Below are 16,060 nucleotides of genomic sequence, written 5' to 3'. Positions count from 1 at the left end.
TAGTTGGCAGTCAATAATTTATTTTAATAATTTCCATACAGCATCAATTTTCGTTTAATGTGATTTAAAACTGTTAACTGTATACTTCGAACTTACAAAAGTTCTCTTGGATCTGTTACGACTCCAGTTACAGCTGCGGCTGCAGCCACTAAAGGACTTGCTAACATGGTTCTTGAACCAGGACCTTGACGGCCTTCAAAGTTTCTGTTTGACGTGCTAACTGCATATTTTCCAGCAGGTACTTTATCATCATTCATAGCTAAACAAGCCGAACAACCAGGTTGACGTAAAGAGAAACCTGCTTCTGTAATAATATCTAAAATACCTTCTTCTTTTATTTTATCTTCCACTTCGTGAGAGCCAGGAACTAACCACGCTATAACATTATCTGCTTTCTTTCTACCTTTGACAATTGATGCAAAAGCTCTAAAATCTTCAATTCTCCCATTAGTACAACTTCCCAAGAAAACATAATCTACTTTTTTTCCAATCATGGAGTCGTTTTCATCATAACCCATATAATCTAAAGATTTTTTATAAGTTGCAACGCCACCTTCAATAGCTTCAGCATTCGGTATGTTTTTAGAAATACCCATGCCCATTCCTGGATTTGTTCCGTAGGTAATCATAGGTTCAATTTCGCTAGCACTAAAAGCTAATTCTTTATCAAAAGTTGCATCAGCATCTGTTTTTAGTGTTTTCCAATGCGTTACAGCTGCATCCCAAGCATCATCTTTTAGAGATAATGGTTTTCCTTTTAAATATGCAAAGGTTGTTTCATCTGGAGCAATCATACCACCACGTGCACCCATCTCAATAGATAAATTACAAACCGTCATACGACCTTCCATAGTCATATTTTCAAAAATATCACCTGCATATTCAACAAAATATCCAGTTGCGCCAGAGGTTGTTAACTTTGAAATAATAAATAAAGCCACATCTTTAGGTGTTACTCCTTTTCCTAATGGCCCATTAATGTTAATGCGCATTTTTTTAGGTTTTGGTTGCATGATACATTGTGTAGAAAGTACCATTTCGACCTCTGAAGTACCAATACCAAAAGCTATAGCACCAAAAGCACCGTGTGTAGATGTATGAGAATCGCCACATACAATTGTTGCTCCAGGGAACGTAATTCCATTTTCTGGCCCAACAACGTGTACAATGCCGTTTTTTTTATGTCCTAACCCCCAATGGCTAATTCCGTATTCATTTGAATTATCTTCCAAAGCTTTAAGTTGATTAGCAGAAAGTGGATCTTCAACTGGTAAATGTTGGTTTATAGTAGGTGTATTATGATCAGCAGTTGCAAATGTGCGTTCTGGATATAATACTTTTAACCCTCTACTCTTTAATCCTAAAAACGCAACAGGACTCGTTACCTCGTGAATAAAATGACGGTCTATAAAAAACACATCTGGTCCACCTTCAATCTTTCTTACTACATGGGAATCCCATACTTTATCAAACAATGTTTTGCTCATAAATAATTTTGTTTTGTATACCTTACGCTAGTTGATAAAATAGTCTTCTTTTTAACAACCAAACAAGAAAACAAATTTAAAGTTTATTACGATTATTTAAAACTTTAAAACTATTAGTTATTTAATTTTTATAAAATTACCAATAGATGAACTATAAACTGAATTTTATTCAATAGAAGCCTAAATTTGTTTATAATATTTAAAACAATTCTATTTAAAATTAATTTCATGTTAACTTCTAAATTAAAAAGAAAATTGTTGATAAGGTAGTTGATATTTATACTTAGTTTCTTCTATTTTTGGTTTCAATAATCTATACTTTTATTAAAAACTCCAAAGATATGAATAGCAGAGATTTTAACTTAAAAAGTATGCGTCCTGAAATTTTAAATGCTACAATAAATAATGACATGAGCAGTAATGAGCGTTTTCAAAATTTAGTATTACGACCTGTTATAAAATTTCAAAATGATTTATTAATTGAAGCATTTAAAAATTATATTGTTAAACACAAGTCTGTTTTCTATAGTTTTTCTACAGAAAAACGTTTAGTTTACATTGACAATGCGATACAAAAAGATATAAAATTTCGTAATTCTTTAAAAGGTATGATTATAGGGGTATTTACTGTTGAAGAATACAGTATTTATATCAAAAATTCATCAGCATTAAATAAGCGTATGATGAATATTGTAAAAGATCGACTTATTAGTAATATCCAACTTTTTGAAAAACCAGAACTTTTAAAAGCCTTTTAATATTTAATGATAATAAAAAAACAACTTCTACAAATTTGTAATGAACGTGTAGATAAGCGTATTAATGATTATAAAGAAGAAATCAATTTAATAAAAGATGCCATTTCAAATAACGATAAATCTAATGATTTAGATGATGATTCTGGAAATGGCAAGTTATTGAACGATTTGGAAAAAAATCTGGTTCATCTTAATGATGCTCAACAAACTAAAACGCATTTACAACTTGTAAAAACAGGTATTATCAATAATGATGTTATTCTAGGAAGCCTTGTTAAAACCAATCTTATGAATTTTTATATTTCCACAAGTATTGGTAAAATTGATTTAGAAAACGAAAGTTATTTTGCTATTTCTTTAAGCTCACCAATTGGTCAATTATTAAAAAATAAAAAAGTTAATGACCAATTCGAGTTTAATCAATCTAAGTATATTATTAAAGAAATTATATAAGAGATTCTCCATTTAAATCTGTGGTTAAAACATCGCTCATATAATCAAAATATGGGCGAATGGCTTTAAAAGACAAATTTATTTGATTCACAAAACTTTCATCTAAAACTTCTTTATCGCTAAATTTTTTAACGAAGATGTATTGTTTCTTTTTTATTAAGTCTATGGCATTGTGGTCTTTACTGAATCCTTTTGGAGCCGTTTTAACTTCATCACCCACAAAACCGCCCCAAACACTACTAAAATTTTCATCTTTTAAAATGGCTCTTATATCACTATCATCCATTTCAAATTCTTTTCGTATTCTAAGTAAATCTGCAGGTGCAGGTTCCCAAAAACCAGTAGCTATAAAACTCTCATTATTAGGTTGAATATGAAGATAATAACCACCTCTTAATTTAGGTTTTGCTCTATGAAAAGAGCCTCCAAAATGAGTTTTGTATGGTGATTTATTTTTTGAAAAACGTACATCTCTATAAATTCTAAACATTTTCAGTTTATCTAAATCATCATGTTCTTTTAAACTTGAAAATACAGCATTATAAAAACCCTTTACCTCTTTTTCAATTTTTTTATATTCGAGTTTATGATCATTAAACCAATCACGGTCATTGTTTTTCTCTAACTTTTTAAAAAAATCTAAGGCTTCTTTTGGAACTTGTAAACTCATAATATCATATTTCTTTTTAAAACTACAAAAATCAAGTTGTTATTCAAATTCTATATTGTTTAAAATTAAACCTGAAGCGGGAGCGATATATTCTAATTTAATAAATTGGTCTTGTTCTAAACTTTGCTTTATGGTATCTATTGTTATTTTTCCTTTTCCCAAATCAATAAGCGCACCCATCATCAAACGTATTTGATTACGCATAAAACCTTTACCTTTTACTCGTAAAATATATGATTTTTCAGGAAAGTAATTGGCGGTGTATTTAGTATTTTCAACCAGTTCACATAGTAGGATATCTCTATTGTAAATACCATTATTGGTGGGTTTAAAGCAATAAGATTTAAAATAATGTGAACCTTCAAAAAGTTTAGCGCCTTCTTTCATTAAATCAATATCTAAATCATCTAAAATAGTGGTCATTATTGGTGCACAAAACGGATGGCATTTTTCACCATAAGTAAATAAATATAAGTATTCTTTAATTTTTGAATGGTTAATGATATTGAATTTTGAATCGACTTCTAGAATACTAATTGCTCTAATATCTTGTGGTAAGTTTTTATTGAAAAGGTTGAGAAAAGCATTTTGGTCTTCTAGTGGTTCTTCTAAAAATAATTCAAAAGCAGCACATTCTGCCGATACCATCGCATCGGTTCTACCAGAACTTAAACTCTTAAAATATTTACCTTCTAGAATAAAATTCAAGGTTCTATCAACCATTAAATGCAATGTTTTTACATTAGGTTGTTTTTGCCAACCATGAAAACGATATCCCAAATACTGAATTTTTATAACGTAAAAGTGCTTCTTCATGCTTTTTTTAAGAATTTGAAAAGTAAGTTATTTATAATTTGTGACAAAGAATTTATAACTTGTATTGTTTACTTTAGTCAATTTTTTAGTTAGCTCATCTAAAACTAACAATTTGGTGTATATAAAATAAAAAAAATCATGAAAGCACTAATTAACTTTATTTGTATGCTACTCATTTCAATTAGTATTTATGGGCAGTACAAAGACTCCAAAGAGAAGTTAGTTGCTATGTCTGACACTTACCAAAAAGTCTACAAACAAGGGTCGGTTTACTATGAATTGGGAACTAACAAACCTTTTACAGGAGTTTTATATGCTAAATACGATAATGGAAATTACATGACTATGCAAGATTATGTTGATGGTATAGGTAATGGAAAATGGATAGATTTTGACCCATACGGTATTAAAGTTTGTGAAGGAACCTACAAAGACAATCGTGTTGAAGGTCCTATAACTTTTTATTATGAAGATGGAAATGTAAAATCTAAAGGGCAATATTTACATTGGAAACAACCCATAGGCAAATGGATTTATTACGACAAAAAAGGGAATGTAGTATCTACGATGACCTATACCCGATAATAAATTTTCACGAAGTTATTTATGTCTACTTTTTAATTCATTTTCAATATCTTTTAAGCTAAACCCCTTAGCTTTCAACAAAATTAAGTAATGAAAAAATAAATCGGCAGATTCATAAAGAAATAATTCATCATTGTTATCCATGGCTTCAATAACCGTTTCAACAGCCTCTTCGCCTACTTTTTGAGCTATTTTATTTATACCTTTTTCAAATAAACTAGCAACATAAGAGGTTTTAGAATCTTTATTGGCAACACGCTCTGATATGATATTTTCTAAAGTTGAAAAGAATCCATAATTAGCCTTGTTTTCTTCTCCCCAACAGTTATCCGTTCCTTTATGACATATTGGTCCAACAGGATTTACTTGAATTAAAAGGGTGTCGTTATCGCAATCGTTTTTAATATCAACCAGATTTAAAAAATTACCACTTTCTTCACCTTTAGTCCACAAACGTTGTTTACTTCTACTAAAAAAAGTAATCTGTCTAGTTTCTAATGTTTTTTGGTAAGCTTCCTCGTTCATAAACCCCATCATCAACACATTTTTTGTAGATGCATCTTGGATAATAGCTGGAATAAGTCCGTTTGAGTCGTATTTAATATTCATAATTTTATTTCGTTTCAATGCCAAAAAAACCTTTCGACTGCGCTCAAGGCAATATTATAATTTAACTATAGTCTTACTTCTATATTATAAGCTTTTAATTCTTTTTTTAATTCTGGAATGGGTATTTCACCAAAATGAAAAACACTTGCTGCCAATGCTGCATCTGCTTTTCCTTCTTTAAAAGTGTCGATAAAATGTTGCACTTTCCCCGCGCCTCCAGAAGCAATTATGGGAATGTTTAATTCAACTGATAACTTAGCTAATGCTTCATTGGCGAATCCGTTTTTTGTACCATCATGATCCATGGATGTGAACAAAATTTCACCAGCACCTCTGTATTCAACTTCTTTAGCCCATTGAAATAAATCAATATCTGTTGGAATACTACCACCTGCTAAATGCACTTTCCAATTGCCATCAATCTGTTTAGCGTCAATAGCAACGACTACACATTGACTTCCAAATTTTTCAGCTAATTCATTAATCAATTCTGGACGTTTTACAGCTGAAGAATTAATGGAAACTTTATCTGCACCACATTTAAGTAAGGCATCAACATGCTCAACAGACGAAATACCACCACCAACAGTAAAAGGGATGTTAACCTGTTCGGCAACATGCAAAACCATATCTAAAGTGGTTCCTCTTCCTTCTAAAGTTGCTGAGATATCTAAGAAAACCAATTCATCTGCACCTACATCTGCATATTGTTTTGCGAGTTCAACAGGGTCTCCAGCGTCACGCAAATCAACAAAATTGACACCTTTTACGGTTCGTCCATTTTTTATATCAAGACATGGTATAATTCGTTTTGTTAACATATTTTTTTTATTTCTGTGAAAGTATGTTATACAAATTTCTCTAATTGTTTGAGTGTAATTCTGTTTTCGTATATAGCCTTACCTATAATAACGCCTTCACATCCAATTTCTTTCAAAATGGGTAATTCGGAAATATCTGAAATTCCTCCTGAAGCAATTAATTTTATAGACTGCCCACTACTACTATTTGAACATTCTTCAATAATTTGTTTATATAAATCTACAGAAGGCCCTTCGAGCATACCATCTTTAGAAATATCTGTACAAATTACATATTGAATACTTTTCTTTTGATATGACTTAATGAACGGAATAACCTCTTCCTCACTTTGTTCCATCCAGCCACTAATAGATATTTTACCAGCATCACTATCAGCTCCTAAAATAATTTTAGCAGCTCCATATTTAGAAATCCATCCTTCAAAAGTTTTAGAATCTTTAACTGCAATACTACCTCCTGTGATTTGTTTTGCACCAGAATTAAATGCTATGTGTAAATCTTCATTAGTTTTCAATCCACCTCCAAAATCAATTTTAAGACTTGTTTTAGAAGCTATTTGCTCTAAGACTTTATAATTGACAATGTGCTTTGCTTTTGCTCCATCTAAATCTACTAAGTGTAAATACTCAATACCTGAAGCTTCAAAAGTTTTAGCGATTTCTAATGGACTTTCACTATATATTTTTTTGGTGCCGTAATCGCCTTTTGTTAAGCGAACACATTTTCCTTCTATAATATCAATGGCTGGTATAATTCTCATATTATAATTCTAAAAAATTCTTTAAAATTTGTTCTCCTGCTAAACTACTCTTTTCTGGATGAAATTGAACCCCATAAAAATTTTTATGCTTTAAAGCTGAAGCATAATTTAATCCGTAATCTGTTGCGGATATAGTTTCGTTACAATGTTCGGCATAATAACTATGCACAAGATACATGTACTCATTTTCTTTAATACCACTAAAAAGATTTGACTTTAGCTCTTTTATAACATTCCAACCCATTTGAGGTACTTTTAAATCATTAGGAAATCGTTTAACATCTGTTTGAAAGATGCCTAATCCCTTGGTATTTCCCTCTTCAGTAGATTTACATAATAATTGCATCCCTAAACAAATTCCTAAAACAGGTTGTTTTAAGGTAGGTATTAATGTATCTAATCCACTTTCAACTAACATTTTCATAGCCGTACTAGCCTCACCAACACCTGGAAATATAATTTTATCTGCATTTAAAATTTCTTCCGGATCGTTAGATAAAATAGCATTAACCCCCAGTCTTTTAAAGGCAAATTGAATACTTTTAATATTTCCTGCACCGTAATTTATAATTACAAGTTTCATCATAACATGCCTTTAGTTGATGGTAAAAACATCTTGTTTGCATCTCGTTTTACTGCCATTTTCATAGCTTTTGCAAAGGCTTTAAAAATACCTTCAATTTTATGATGTTCATTGGTGCCTTCGGCCTTAATATTCAAATTACATTTAGCACCATCAGTAAATGATTTAAACAAATGAAAAAACATTTCGGTTGGCATATCGCCTATTTTTTCGCGTTTAAATTCAACATCCCATTCTAACCAATTACGTCCGCCAAAATCTACTGCCACTTGCGCTAAACAGTCATCCATTGGCAAACAGAATCCATAGCGTTCAATACCCAATTTATTTCCTAAAGCTTTATTGAATAATTCCCCTAAAGCAATCATGGTATCTTCAATGGTGTGGTGCTCATCAACATCTAAATCGCCATCCACTTTAATAGTTAAATCCATAGCTCCATGACGACCTATTTGATCTAGCATGTGATCGAAAAAAGAAAGTCCTGTATCAATATTGTTTTTACCAGAACCATCAAGATTTAACTTGATATATATTTTTGTTTCGTTGGTATTTCTAGTTATTTCAGAAACACGATCTTTCAGTTTTAAAAACTCATATATTTTCTCCCAATCGGTGGTTTTTAAAGCAATGGCGTTAAATACATCTTCTTGAGAAGTTTCAATTTCGTTAGCACCTAAATCCGGATCTTTAGAAAGATAGATGCCTTTAGCACCAAGATTCTTAGCTAATTCCATATCCGTGATTCTATCACCCAAAACAAATGAGTTCTCTAAATCGTATGCTTCAGAAAAGTATTTAGTTAATAAACCTGTTCTTGGCTTACGAGTAGGTGCATTTTCATACGGAAATGTTTTGTCAATAAAAACTGCATCAAACACAACACCTTCTTTTTCAAAAGCGTTTACTATTTTATTTTGTGCAGGCCAAAAAGTATCTTCTGGAAAAGAATCTGTACCTAAACCATCTTGATTCGTTACCATAACCAATTCATAATCCAATTCTCTAGCTATTTTAGCCATGTATTGAAATACTTTTGGGTAGAATTCTAATTTTTCTAAAGTATCTAATTGATAATCCACTGGTGGCTCTAAAACTAAAGTGCCGTCTCTATCGATAAATAATACGCGCTTCATTTATAATGTCTTTAAAGTGCTTAAAAGGGTTTTATTTTCTTGAGCTGTACCAACTGTTAATCGTAATGTGTTTTCACATCCAGGTTGGGTTGTTCTATTTCTTATCACGATGCCTTTTTCGATAAGTTGATTGTAACGTTTATTAGCATCATCAACTTTAACCAAAACAAAATTAGCATCAGATGGATATATTTTAAAGATAAAATTTATAGATTCTAGCTCAGAAATCATCAAATCACGTTCTTTTAAAATATCTTGAATTTGATTAAGAGCTAAATCTTTGATGCTTAATAATTCAATGGCTTTTTTCTGAGTCAATTCGTTTATATTGTAAGGTGGTTTTATAGTGTTTAAAACTCTAATTATTTCCTTGGAAGCATAACAGATACCTAAACGAATTCCAGCCATTGCGTAAGCTTTGGATAATGTTTGGGTTACAATTAAATTTGGATATGTATTTAATTTTGAAATCCAACTCATTTCATTAGAAAAATCAATATAAGCTTCATCAATAACCACTATGCCTTTAAATTTTGAAACTAATTCTTCAATGACTTTGGTATTAAAACTATTCCCTGAGGGATTGTTTGGCGAACAAATAAAAAGCAATTTACTATTAGAATCAGCTGCATTTAAAATAGCATCCAGTTTAGGTTGAAAAGCTTCATCTAAATTTATCGCTTTAATACTTATTGCATTCAAATTAGCTAATACTTCATACATACCATAAGTAGGTGGCAAAATGAGAATATTGTCTTGATTAGGTTCACAAAAAGCCCTAAAAATTAAATCTAAAACTTCGTCACTCCCATTACCTAATAGGATGTTTTTTGTTGAAACGTGTTTAATTTCAGAAAGCATAGCTTTTAATGTTCTTTGATGTGGATCAGGATATCTGTTTACACCGTTTTCAAAAGGGTTTTCGTTAGCATCTAAAAACACCATATTATCAGTAGCACCTTGAAACTCATCACGTGCTGATGAATAAGGTTTTAAAGCTTTAATGATTGGACGAATTAAATTTTGAATACTCATTGTTTTAAATCTTTTAATCGAATAGATACCGCATTTTTATGACCTTGTAATCCCTCGGCTTCGGCCATTAATTCGATGGTTTTACCTATATCCAAAATTCCTTCCTTTGATATTTTTTGGAATGTCATACTCTTAGAAAAACTATCTAAATTAACTCCAGAATAGGCTTTACTAAACCCATTTGTTGGAAGCGTATGATTGGTTCCCGACGCATAATCGCCTGCACTTTCAGGAGTATAATCTCCAATAAATACGGAGCCTGCATTTGCGATATTATTGACGTAAAAATCTTCATTTTTAGAACAAATGATAAAATGTTCTGGACCATACTCATTAATCATGTCTAAGGCTACAGAATCATTTTCAACATAAATAAGTTTAGAGTTTGCTATCGCTTTTTCTGCTATTGTTTTACGCGGAAGTAAAGCCAATTGCTTTTCAACTTCGAATGAAACTTCGTTAATTAAGTTGATAGATGTGGATACTAAAATAACCTGACTATCAATTCCATGTTCTGCCTGACTTAATAAGTCTGAAGCAATGTATGAAGGATTTGCTAATTCATCTGCAACTACTAAAAGCTCACTAGGGCCAGCAGGCATGTCAATAGCTACACCAAACTTAGTTGCTAATTGTTTCGCTACTGTTACAAACTGATTTCCAGGTCCGAATATTTTATAAACTTGCGGTATATTTTGAGTTCCAAAAGTTAATCCTGCAATGGCCTGAATACCTCCTACTTTAATGATTTTTGTAACACCACAAAGTTGTGCTGCATATAAAATTTCTGGCGCCAATGCACCTGTTTTATTAGGTGGAGAACACAAAACAATTTCTTGACAACCTGCAATTTGTGCAGGAACAGCTAACATTAAAACTGTTGAAAATAATGGCGCCGTACCACCTGGAATATACAAGCCGACTTTTTGAATTGGACGCTTTTCTTGCCAACATTGTACACCTTTAGAAGTTTCTACTTCAACTCTATTTGTTTTTTGAGCTGTGTGAAATACTTCAATATTTTGCTTTGCAGTTTTAATGGCATTTTTTAGTTCATCTGAAACACTTGTAACAGCTTTTTCAATTTCTAGAGCAGTCACCACATTAGAGTCTAAAGTAATGCCATCAAATTGCAGGGTGTATTTAGCTATTGCCTTATCTCCATTAAAGCGCACATCGTTAAAAATTTCGAGAACCTTAGTTTCAATATCTCCAACAGTTTGTGTTGGCCGTTTTAAAACATCGTTCCAGTCGTTTTTATCTGGGTTGTATATTTTATTCATTTTAAAATTGACTAAATTTTTTAATCATATGAAATCCCAAAGGTTCAAAACCTTGAGTTTCCCAAAACTTCTTACCTTTTATGTTTTTTGCATAGCAGTTCACTTCCAATCCCTCACAACCAATTTGCTTTGCATAATCAAACAACCAATTCATCATTAAATTACCTATACCATGGCTACGATAATCTGGTTTAACATATACATTATCTGGCTCTAAATGTTTTCCTGCGTAAAGCTTATTTAAAACCCAAAAACCACAAATTCCAATAAGTTCTTCCTTATGATAAACACCAATACATTGGTAACCTCCCATATCTAACATGGCATTGAGTCTTTTTTGCAAAAGAGCATAGGTAAATCTATCTTCGTTAAGCAAAACTACCAATGGAAGAATAGTTTCCATGCGTTCGTATGGAATTAATTCTATAATAAAACATTCGTCCATAAATAAAGTATTATAAAACCATTTTTTCAATAGGACAAACTAAAATACCTTGGGCTCCTTTAGCTTTTAAATCGTCTATAACATCCCAAAACTGGTTTTTACTAATTACAGAGTGAATCGAGCTCCAACCTGCTTCAGCTAAAGGTAAAACGGTTGGACTTTTCATGCCTGGTAAAACACTAATAATATCTTTAACTTTATCGTTTGGAGCATTCAATAACACGTATTTTGAATTTCTTCCTTTTAAAACAGACTTAATTCTGAACTGAATTTTATCTAAAATAGCTTGTTTTTCTTCATCTAAAATAGGAGAAACTGCAAGAACAGCTTCCGATTTCAAAATCATTTCAACCTCTTTTAAATTGTTTTTAAATAAGGTGCTGCCACTAGAAACGATATCGCAAATAGCATCGGCTAAACCTATATTAGGAGCAATTTCAACAGAACCGTTAATGATGTGTAAGTGAGCTTTAACTCCTTCCTTATCTAAATACATTTGTACTGTATTAGGATACGACGTTGCAATACGTTTGCCATCTAAGTCTTTTATGCTTTTGTATCCCATGTTTTTTGGAACAGCAATACAAACTCTACAAGAAGAAAAACCTAATTTTTCGACAATATTAATGCCTTCTCCTTTTTCTATTAAAACATTTTCTCCAATAATAGCAGCATCTACTACACCATCTTTTAAATATTGAGGGATATCGCCATTTCTTAAATAAAAAACTTCTACTGGAAAATTTCTAGCCGAAGCCTTTAGTTGATCAATTCCATTATCGATTGAAATTCCGATGTCTTTCAATAGTTCCATCGATTCGTCGTGTAAACGACCAGATTTTTGTACTGCAATTCTTAATACACTCATTTTGATTTTTTTTATGAGTTTAAAACAATCAAGCTTTAGATTAAAATAAAAACCCGCTTGATTGTCTCAAACGGGTTTTAAATATGTTGATTTTATTCAATACATCTTCACTTCGCTTGAGAGCAAATTTGAAAATGATGATGATGTAATTGAACAATTTTCATTATTTATTTTATTTAGCAAATATCATGAATAAATATTTATAATTAAAAGTTTTTATATTTAAAATTTAAAATATTATGGTTTATTTAATATCTAAATGAATAAAATTAAATATTTTCATAAAACAAACACCTAAAATAAAAATATGGAATTCAAATTTTCTGTTTACTTCTTACTTATTCTTTTTGTAATGGTTAATTTATCTGGCGCCCAAGATACAGCGTCTGATATTCTTAAAAATGCTTCTAAAAAAGCTAAATTAGAAAATAAAAATGTATTTGTAATGTTTAATGCGTCATGGTGTGGTTGGTGCAAGAAGATGGATAAGGGAATGAATAACGAAGCTTGTAAATCTTTTTTTGATACTAATTATGTTATTGAACATTTAACTGTTAAAGAATCTTCTAACAACAAACATCTTGAAAATCCGGGTGCAGAAGATTTATTGATTAAATATAAAGGTGGGAATAGTGGTATTCCGTTTTGGTTAATTTTTAATAGTGATGGCGAATTATTAGCAGATAGTTTTGATGAAAAGGGACAAAATTTAGGTTGTCCATCCTCCGAGGAAGAAGTTGCCATTTTTATTAAAAAGTTAGAAATGACATCTTCGTTAAAACCTGATGAATTAAATATTATTTCAAAAATTTTCACAAAATGATAGTATAAAAAAGCTTGTAATTCAAAAGAGTTACACGCTTTTTTATTAATACCCCAATATATTATTGATTTCCTAAAATAATTGGTAAACCACTGTCTCCAGAACCAATTACAATCACTTTACTATTTGGTGATTCTGCTAATTTCATAGTTGCATCAATACCTTTGTCTTGTAAAATTTTATCAGTTAATGACGCACTTAAAATACGATTTGATTCTGCTTTACCTTGTGCTTCAATAATTACTTTTTCTGCTTCTTTTGCTGCTGTAACTAATCTAAATTCGTACTCTAAAGATTCTTGTTCTTGACGTAATTTACGTTCAATAGCTTCTTTTATGGTATTAGGCAGTGTAACATCCCGAACTAAAACTTCATTTAGTTGTACATATTGTTTGTCTAATATTTTTTTTGTTTCAGCATAAATTTCATCTTGAATAGCATCACGCTTACTAGAATATAGTTGTTCTGGGGTATAACGTCCTACAACACTTCTTGCTGCTGAGCGAATTGCTGGCTGAATAACACGTTGTAAATAATTTTGGCCAAGTGATTGATGCAAATTTCCTAAATCGTTATAAATTGGTTCGTACCAAGCTGAAGCGTCAATTTGAATTTCTAATCCATTTGAAGATAACACTTTCATTTTTTCAAAAAGTTCTTGCTGACGTACTTCGTAGACATAAACCTTATTCCATGGTGCTACGATATGAAAGCCCTCATCCATAGGTGGCTCATCGGTAACAACACCTTTTCCGAAAGTTTCAAATAAAACACCTGCTTCACCTGAGTTAATTGTTACTGCTGATTTTGATAAAACAACTATTAAAATGATAGCTGCTATTATTAATGGTATTGCAATTTTTGGTAATTTTTCCATTGTCTAATTTTAATTTAAATTAATCCGTTATATTTTCTTAAAAACCACTCTATTCCTAAGCTTAATGCTATAATAGCTAGTAAATATTTCCAATCTATCAAAGGTATGGTATTTTTACTGCTTTTTTGAATTGAAGTAAATCTATTATCATTTATTAAGGCACTTGACAAATCTTTAGTATTATCTATAAAAAAAGTAGTTCCACAACTATTGGTAGCTAATTGTTTCATTTTTGTTACATTGGCACTCAAAAATTGTTGCTCAACTTCATATTGCAAAATTTGAAAACTACCAGAATTTGATAAATTTTCGTTTGAAGCTTTAATAGTAAAAGTGTAACTAGAAGGTTTTAAACTACTTAAATCTACTTGATAATTATTGTTTTTTAAAGTTAAAGGCAACACCTTTTGCTCTTTAGAAACATTATCAACTAAAGTGATATTAAGTGTTTCGCGAGTATCAAACACATAGTTTTTATCAAAAAATTCAGCTTTAATAACAATTTTACTACTGCCATAATAAAATGATTCGTAATCGATATTTAATCTACTTTTTTGTTTATTTGAAGCTAAATATTGTACTAATTTCCCTAAAAAATCATCAAATTCGTTGAAAGACTTTGAATTCATGTAGCTCTGAGCGCGCCATAGCCAAATATTCTCTCCTAATAAAACAGCCTCTCTTGTTCCATTACTTTCAAAAGTAAAAAGTAATGGATCATTAGTAGAAATACCATTCAACGTTTTATTTAAAATAGTTTCGATAGGTTTAGAAAAAATAACTGATCCGTAATTAGATACTAAAGGAGGAAATGATTGAAAATTTATATCATCAACTAAAAAAGGTGCATAACTTTTGTTTAATTCAGCTTGATAATTTTCAGTTTGATTTGTGATTTCAAAATCAAAATCATCATTGACTTTATTTATAAATTCTAAATCTGTTTTAGAACCAATAATAACAAATTTATTTCTGTTTTGCATCTCTAAAAGTTCAAAAATTTGTTTAAATAAATTATTTGGCTGGTATAATATAACTAATTGATAATCATTTATTTGACTAATTATCTCATTTGAATTTAAAAATTGAACCGAATGTTGTTCGTTACTTTCAATACTTTTCTTTAATACACCTAAATCTGGATGGTAAAACTCACTAACAATTGCAATTTTTGTTTTTTGGTCTATAATTTCAACAGCGAAATTTTTAGAATTATTTACTACATTTTTTTCATTTTTTAAAGGAATTATGAAAGCATTATAATTACTTATTCCGATTGAATTTGTAGGTAAAGTGAAATTTAAAACTTTTGAGTTAATATCTTTTGTAAAGTTAACGCTTTGAGAATAAACCGTTACGTTCCCTTTTTTAACAACAAAATCTGAAGTATTGTTTTCATTTCCATTATAAACTAATATAACTTCAACGGGGAACTTGTTTTTTAAATAAGCGTATTTATTTACATTTAATTGTTCAATTTTTAAATCTTCATAAGAAATTGTATCGCCTAAAATTATGGGATAAATAGGTTGTTTGAAAGAATTTGCAATAAATTGATAATCATTTCCATAGGTTTGATTTCCATCTGAAATTAAGATTGTTGGCGATATAGTTTGTTTGTAAACTTGATTTAATTGGCTAAACGCATCATAAATATTTGTCTGTTTTTCTGTAAAAGATAACGAATCAGACACTTTTAATGATTCACCAAAAGTGTAATATTTTAAATTAAACTTTTCATTTAACGCTTTATTATTCATTAAATTATAAACAAAATCAGTTGTTATTAAATCTTGTTTTAAATATTTAATAGAACTAGAATTATCTACAGCTATTATTAAATTTGGTTTTTCTACTGTTAACTTAATTTGTTCAAATCGTGGATTTATCAATAATAATAAAACAGAAAAAACAGTAATGAATCTTAAAAAAGAAAAAAGCATGTTTAGTTTAGACATGCTTTTTTCCTTTTTATAATATTGAAAACTAGCTAAAAATAGTGCTATAATTCCAACTAATACTACATATAATACAGTTTCTGTTTGCATTT

Annotated in this window: 18 protein-coding genes; 4 read left to right on the top strand and 14 right to left on the bottom strand. The window is 30.3% G+C overall.

Translation table 11 applies throughout. From position 1 onward, the window contains the following. Window positions 1–92: 92 nt before the first annotated feature. Window positions 93–1,487: a 3-isopropylmalate dehydratase large subunit gene (gene leuC / locus AC1XJX_RS04675; RefSeq protein ID WP_482002803.1), complete on the bottom strand. Its 1,395-nt coding sequence runs from the start codon at window positions 1,485–1,487 to the stop codon at window positions 93–95. A 341-nt stretch (window positions 1,488–1,828) separates the two neighbouring features. On the opposite strand from leuC, the gene AC1XJX_RS04670 reads away from it, so the two are divergent. Together AC1XJX_RS04670 and AC1XJX_RS04665 are read left to right on the top strand one after the other, a co-directional pair. Then, window positions 1,829–2,245 carry a glyoxalase gene (locus AC1XJX_RS04670; protein ID WP_482002802.1) on the top strand — a complete coding sequence of 139 codons (417 nt, stop codon included), beginning with the start codon at window positions 1,829–1,831 and terminating at the stop codon, window positions 2,243–2,245. A gap of 6 nt (window positions 2,246–2,251) precedes the next feature. Then, window positions 2,252–2,698, top strand: coding sequence for a hypothetical protein (locus tag AC1XJX_RS04665; protein ID WP_482002801.1), 447 nt, complete (start codon window positions 2,252–2,254; stop codon window positions 2,696–2,698). Here AC1XJX_RS04665 and AC1XJX_RS04660 read toward each other — a convergent pair. Further along, complete coding sequence (locus AC1XJX_RS04660) at window positions 2,691–3,368, bottom strand: DUF2461 domain-containing protein (protein WP_482002800.1); 678 nt, start codon at window positions 3,366–3,368, stop codon at window positions 2,691–2,693. The genes AC1XJX_RS04665 and AC1XJX_RS04660 overlap by 8 nt on opposite strands. Before the next feature lie 39 nt (window positions 3,369–3,407). Next, window positions 3,408–4,184, bottom strand: coding sequence for a tRNA pseudouridine synthase A (locus tag AC1XJX_RS04655; protein ID WP_482002799.1), 777 nt, complete (start codon window positions 4,182–4,184; stop codon window positions 3,408–3,410). A gap of 138 nt (window positions 4,185–4,322) precedes the next feature. On the opposite strand from AC1XJX_RS04655, the gene AC1XJX_RS04650 reads away from it, so the two are divergent. Next, the gene (locus tag AC1XJX_RS04650; RefSeq protein ID WP_482002798.1) at window positions 4,323–4,769 is read left to right on the top strand and encodes a toxin-antitoxin system YwqK family antitoxin; all 447 of its coding nucleotides are present in this window, start codon (window positions 4,323–4,325) and stop codon (window positions 4,767–4,769) included. A 15-nt stretch (window positions 4,770–4,784) separates the two neighbouring features. On the opposite strand, the gene hisIE is transcribed toward AC1XJX_RS04650, so the two are convergent. The 9 genes from hisIE to hisG are packed head-to-tail and all read right to left on the bottom strand — an operon-like array spanning window position 4,785 to window position 12,310. Then, window positions 4,785–5,396, bottom strand: a complete 612-nt coding sequence (gene hisIE / locus AC1XJX_RS04645) for a bifunctional phosphoribosyl-AMP cyclohydrolase/phosphoribosyl-ATP diphosphatase HisIE (protein WP_482002797.1) — start codon at window positions 5,394–5,396, stop codon at window positions 4,785–4,787. A 47-nt stretch (window positions 5,397–5,443) separates the two neighbouring features. Beyond that, window positions 5,444–6,199 carry an imidazole glycerol phosphate synthase subunit HisF gene (gene hisF / locus AC1XJX_RS04640; protein ID WP_482002796.1) on the bottom strand — a complete coding sequence of 252 codons (756 nt, stop codon included), beginning with the start codon at window positions 6,197–6,199 and terminating at the stop codon, window positions 5,444–5,446. A gap of 26 nt (window positions 6,200–6,225) precedes the next feature. Beyond that, complete coding sequence (hisA, locus tag AC1XJX_RS04635) at window positions 6,226–6,960, bottom strand: 1-(5-phosphoribosyl)-5-[(5-phosphoribosylamino)methylideneamino]imidazole-4-carboxamide isomerase (RefSeq protein WP_482002795.1); 735 nt, start codon at window positions 6,958–6,960, stop codon at window positions 6,226–6,228. A gap of 1 nt (window position 6,961) precedes the next feature. After that, window positions 6,962–7,543 (bottom strand): imidazole glycerol phosphate synthase subunit HisH, encoded by a 582-nt coding sequence (gene hisH, locus AC1XJX_RS04630; protein ID WP_482002819.1) that lies wholly within the window; start codon window positions 7,541–7,543, stop codon window positions 6,962–6,964. Next, a complete protein-coding gene (hisB, locus tag AC1XJX_RS04625; RefSeq protein WP_482002794.1) occupies window positions 7,543–8,679 on the bottom strand; it encodes a bifunctional histidinol-phosphatase/imidazoleglycerol-phosphate dehydratase HisB in 1,137 nt (378 codons plus the stop codon). Before hisB ends, hisH begins: the two co-directional genes overlap by 1 nt. Continuing rightward, entirely contained in the window at window positions 8,680–9,714 is a 1,035-nt protein-coding gene (hisC, locus tag AC1XJX_RS04620; protein ID WP_482002793.1) for a histidinol-phosphate transaminase, read from the bottom strand. Continuing rightward, on the bottom strand, window positions 9,711–10,997 hold the full coding sequence (gene hisD / locus AC1XJX_RS04615; protein ID WP_482002792.1) for a histidinol dehydrogenase: 1,287 nt from the start codon (window positions 10,995–10,997) through the stop codon (window positions 9,711–9,713). The genes hisC and hisD overlap by 4 nt, the downstream gene beginning before the upstream one ends. Before the next feature lies 1 nt (window position 10,998). Continuing rightward, window positions 10,999–11,442, bottom strand: a complete 444-nt coding sequence (locus AC1XJX_RS04610; protein WP_482002791.1) for a GNAT family N-acetyltransferase — start codon at window positions 11,440–11,442, stop codon at window positions 10,999–11,001. Between the two features lie 10 nt (window positions 11,443–11,452). Further along, window positions 11,453–12,310: an ATP phosphoribosyltransferase gene (gene hisG, locus AC1XJX_RS04605; RefSeq protein ID WP_482002790.1), complete on the bottom strand. Its 858-nt coding sequence runs from the start codon at window positions 12,308–12,310 to the stop codon at window positions 11,453–11,455. Between the two features lie 307 nt (window positions 12,311–12,617). Between hisG and AC1XJX_RS04600 the strand changes: the two genes are divergently transcribed. Beyond that, window positions 12,618–13,133 carry a thioredoxin family protein gene (locus AC1XJX_RS04600; protein ID WP_482002789.1) on the top strand — a complete coding sequence of 172 codons (516 nt, stop codon included), beginning with the start codon at window positions 12,618–12,620 and terminating at the stop codon, window positions 13,131–13,133. A gap of 61 nt (window positions 13,134–13,194) precedes the next feature. Here AC1XJX_RS04600 and AC1XJX_RS04595 read toward each other — a convergent pair whose 3' ends face one another. Continuing rightward, the gene (locus AC1XJX_RS04595; protein WP_482002788.1) at window positions 13,195–14,010 is read right to left on the bottom strand and encodes a prohibitin family protein; all 816 of its coding nucleotides are present in this window, start codon (window positions 14,008–14,010) and stop codon (window positions 13,195–13,197) included. 14 nt (window positions 14,011–14,024) lie between these two features. Next, complete coding sequence (locus tag AC1XJX_RS04590) at window positions 14,025–16,058, bottom strand: VWA domain-containing protein (protein WP_482002787.1); 2,034 nt, start codon at window positions 16,056–16,058, stop codon at window positions 14,025–14,027. Window positions 16,059–16,060: the final 2 nt, after the last annotated feature.

This window comes from Flaviramulus sp., assembly GCF_982512915.1.
The sequence above is the reverse complement of the archived record's forward strand: the minus strand, read 5'-3'. Positions and strand labels throughout refer to the sequence as shown.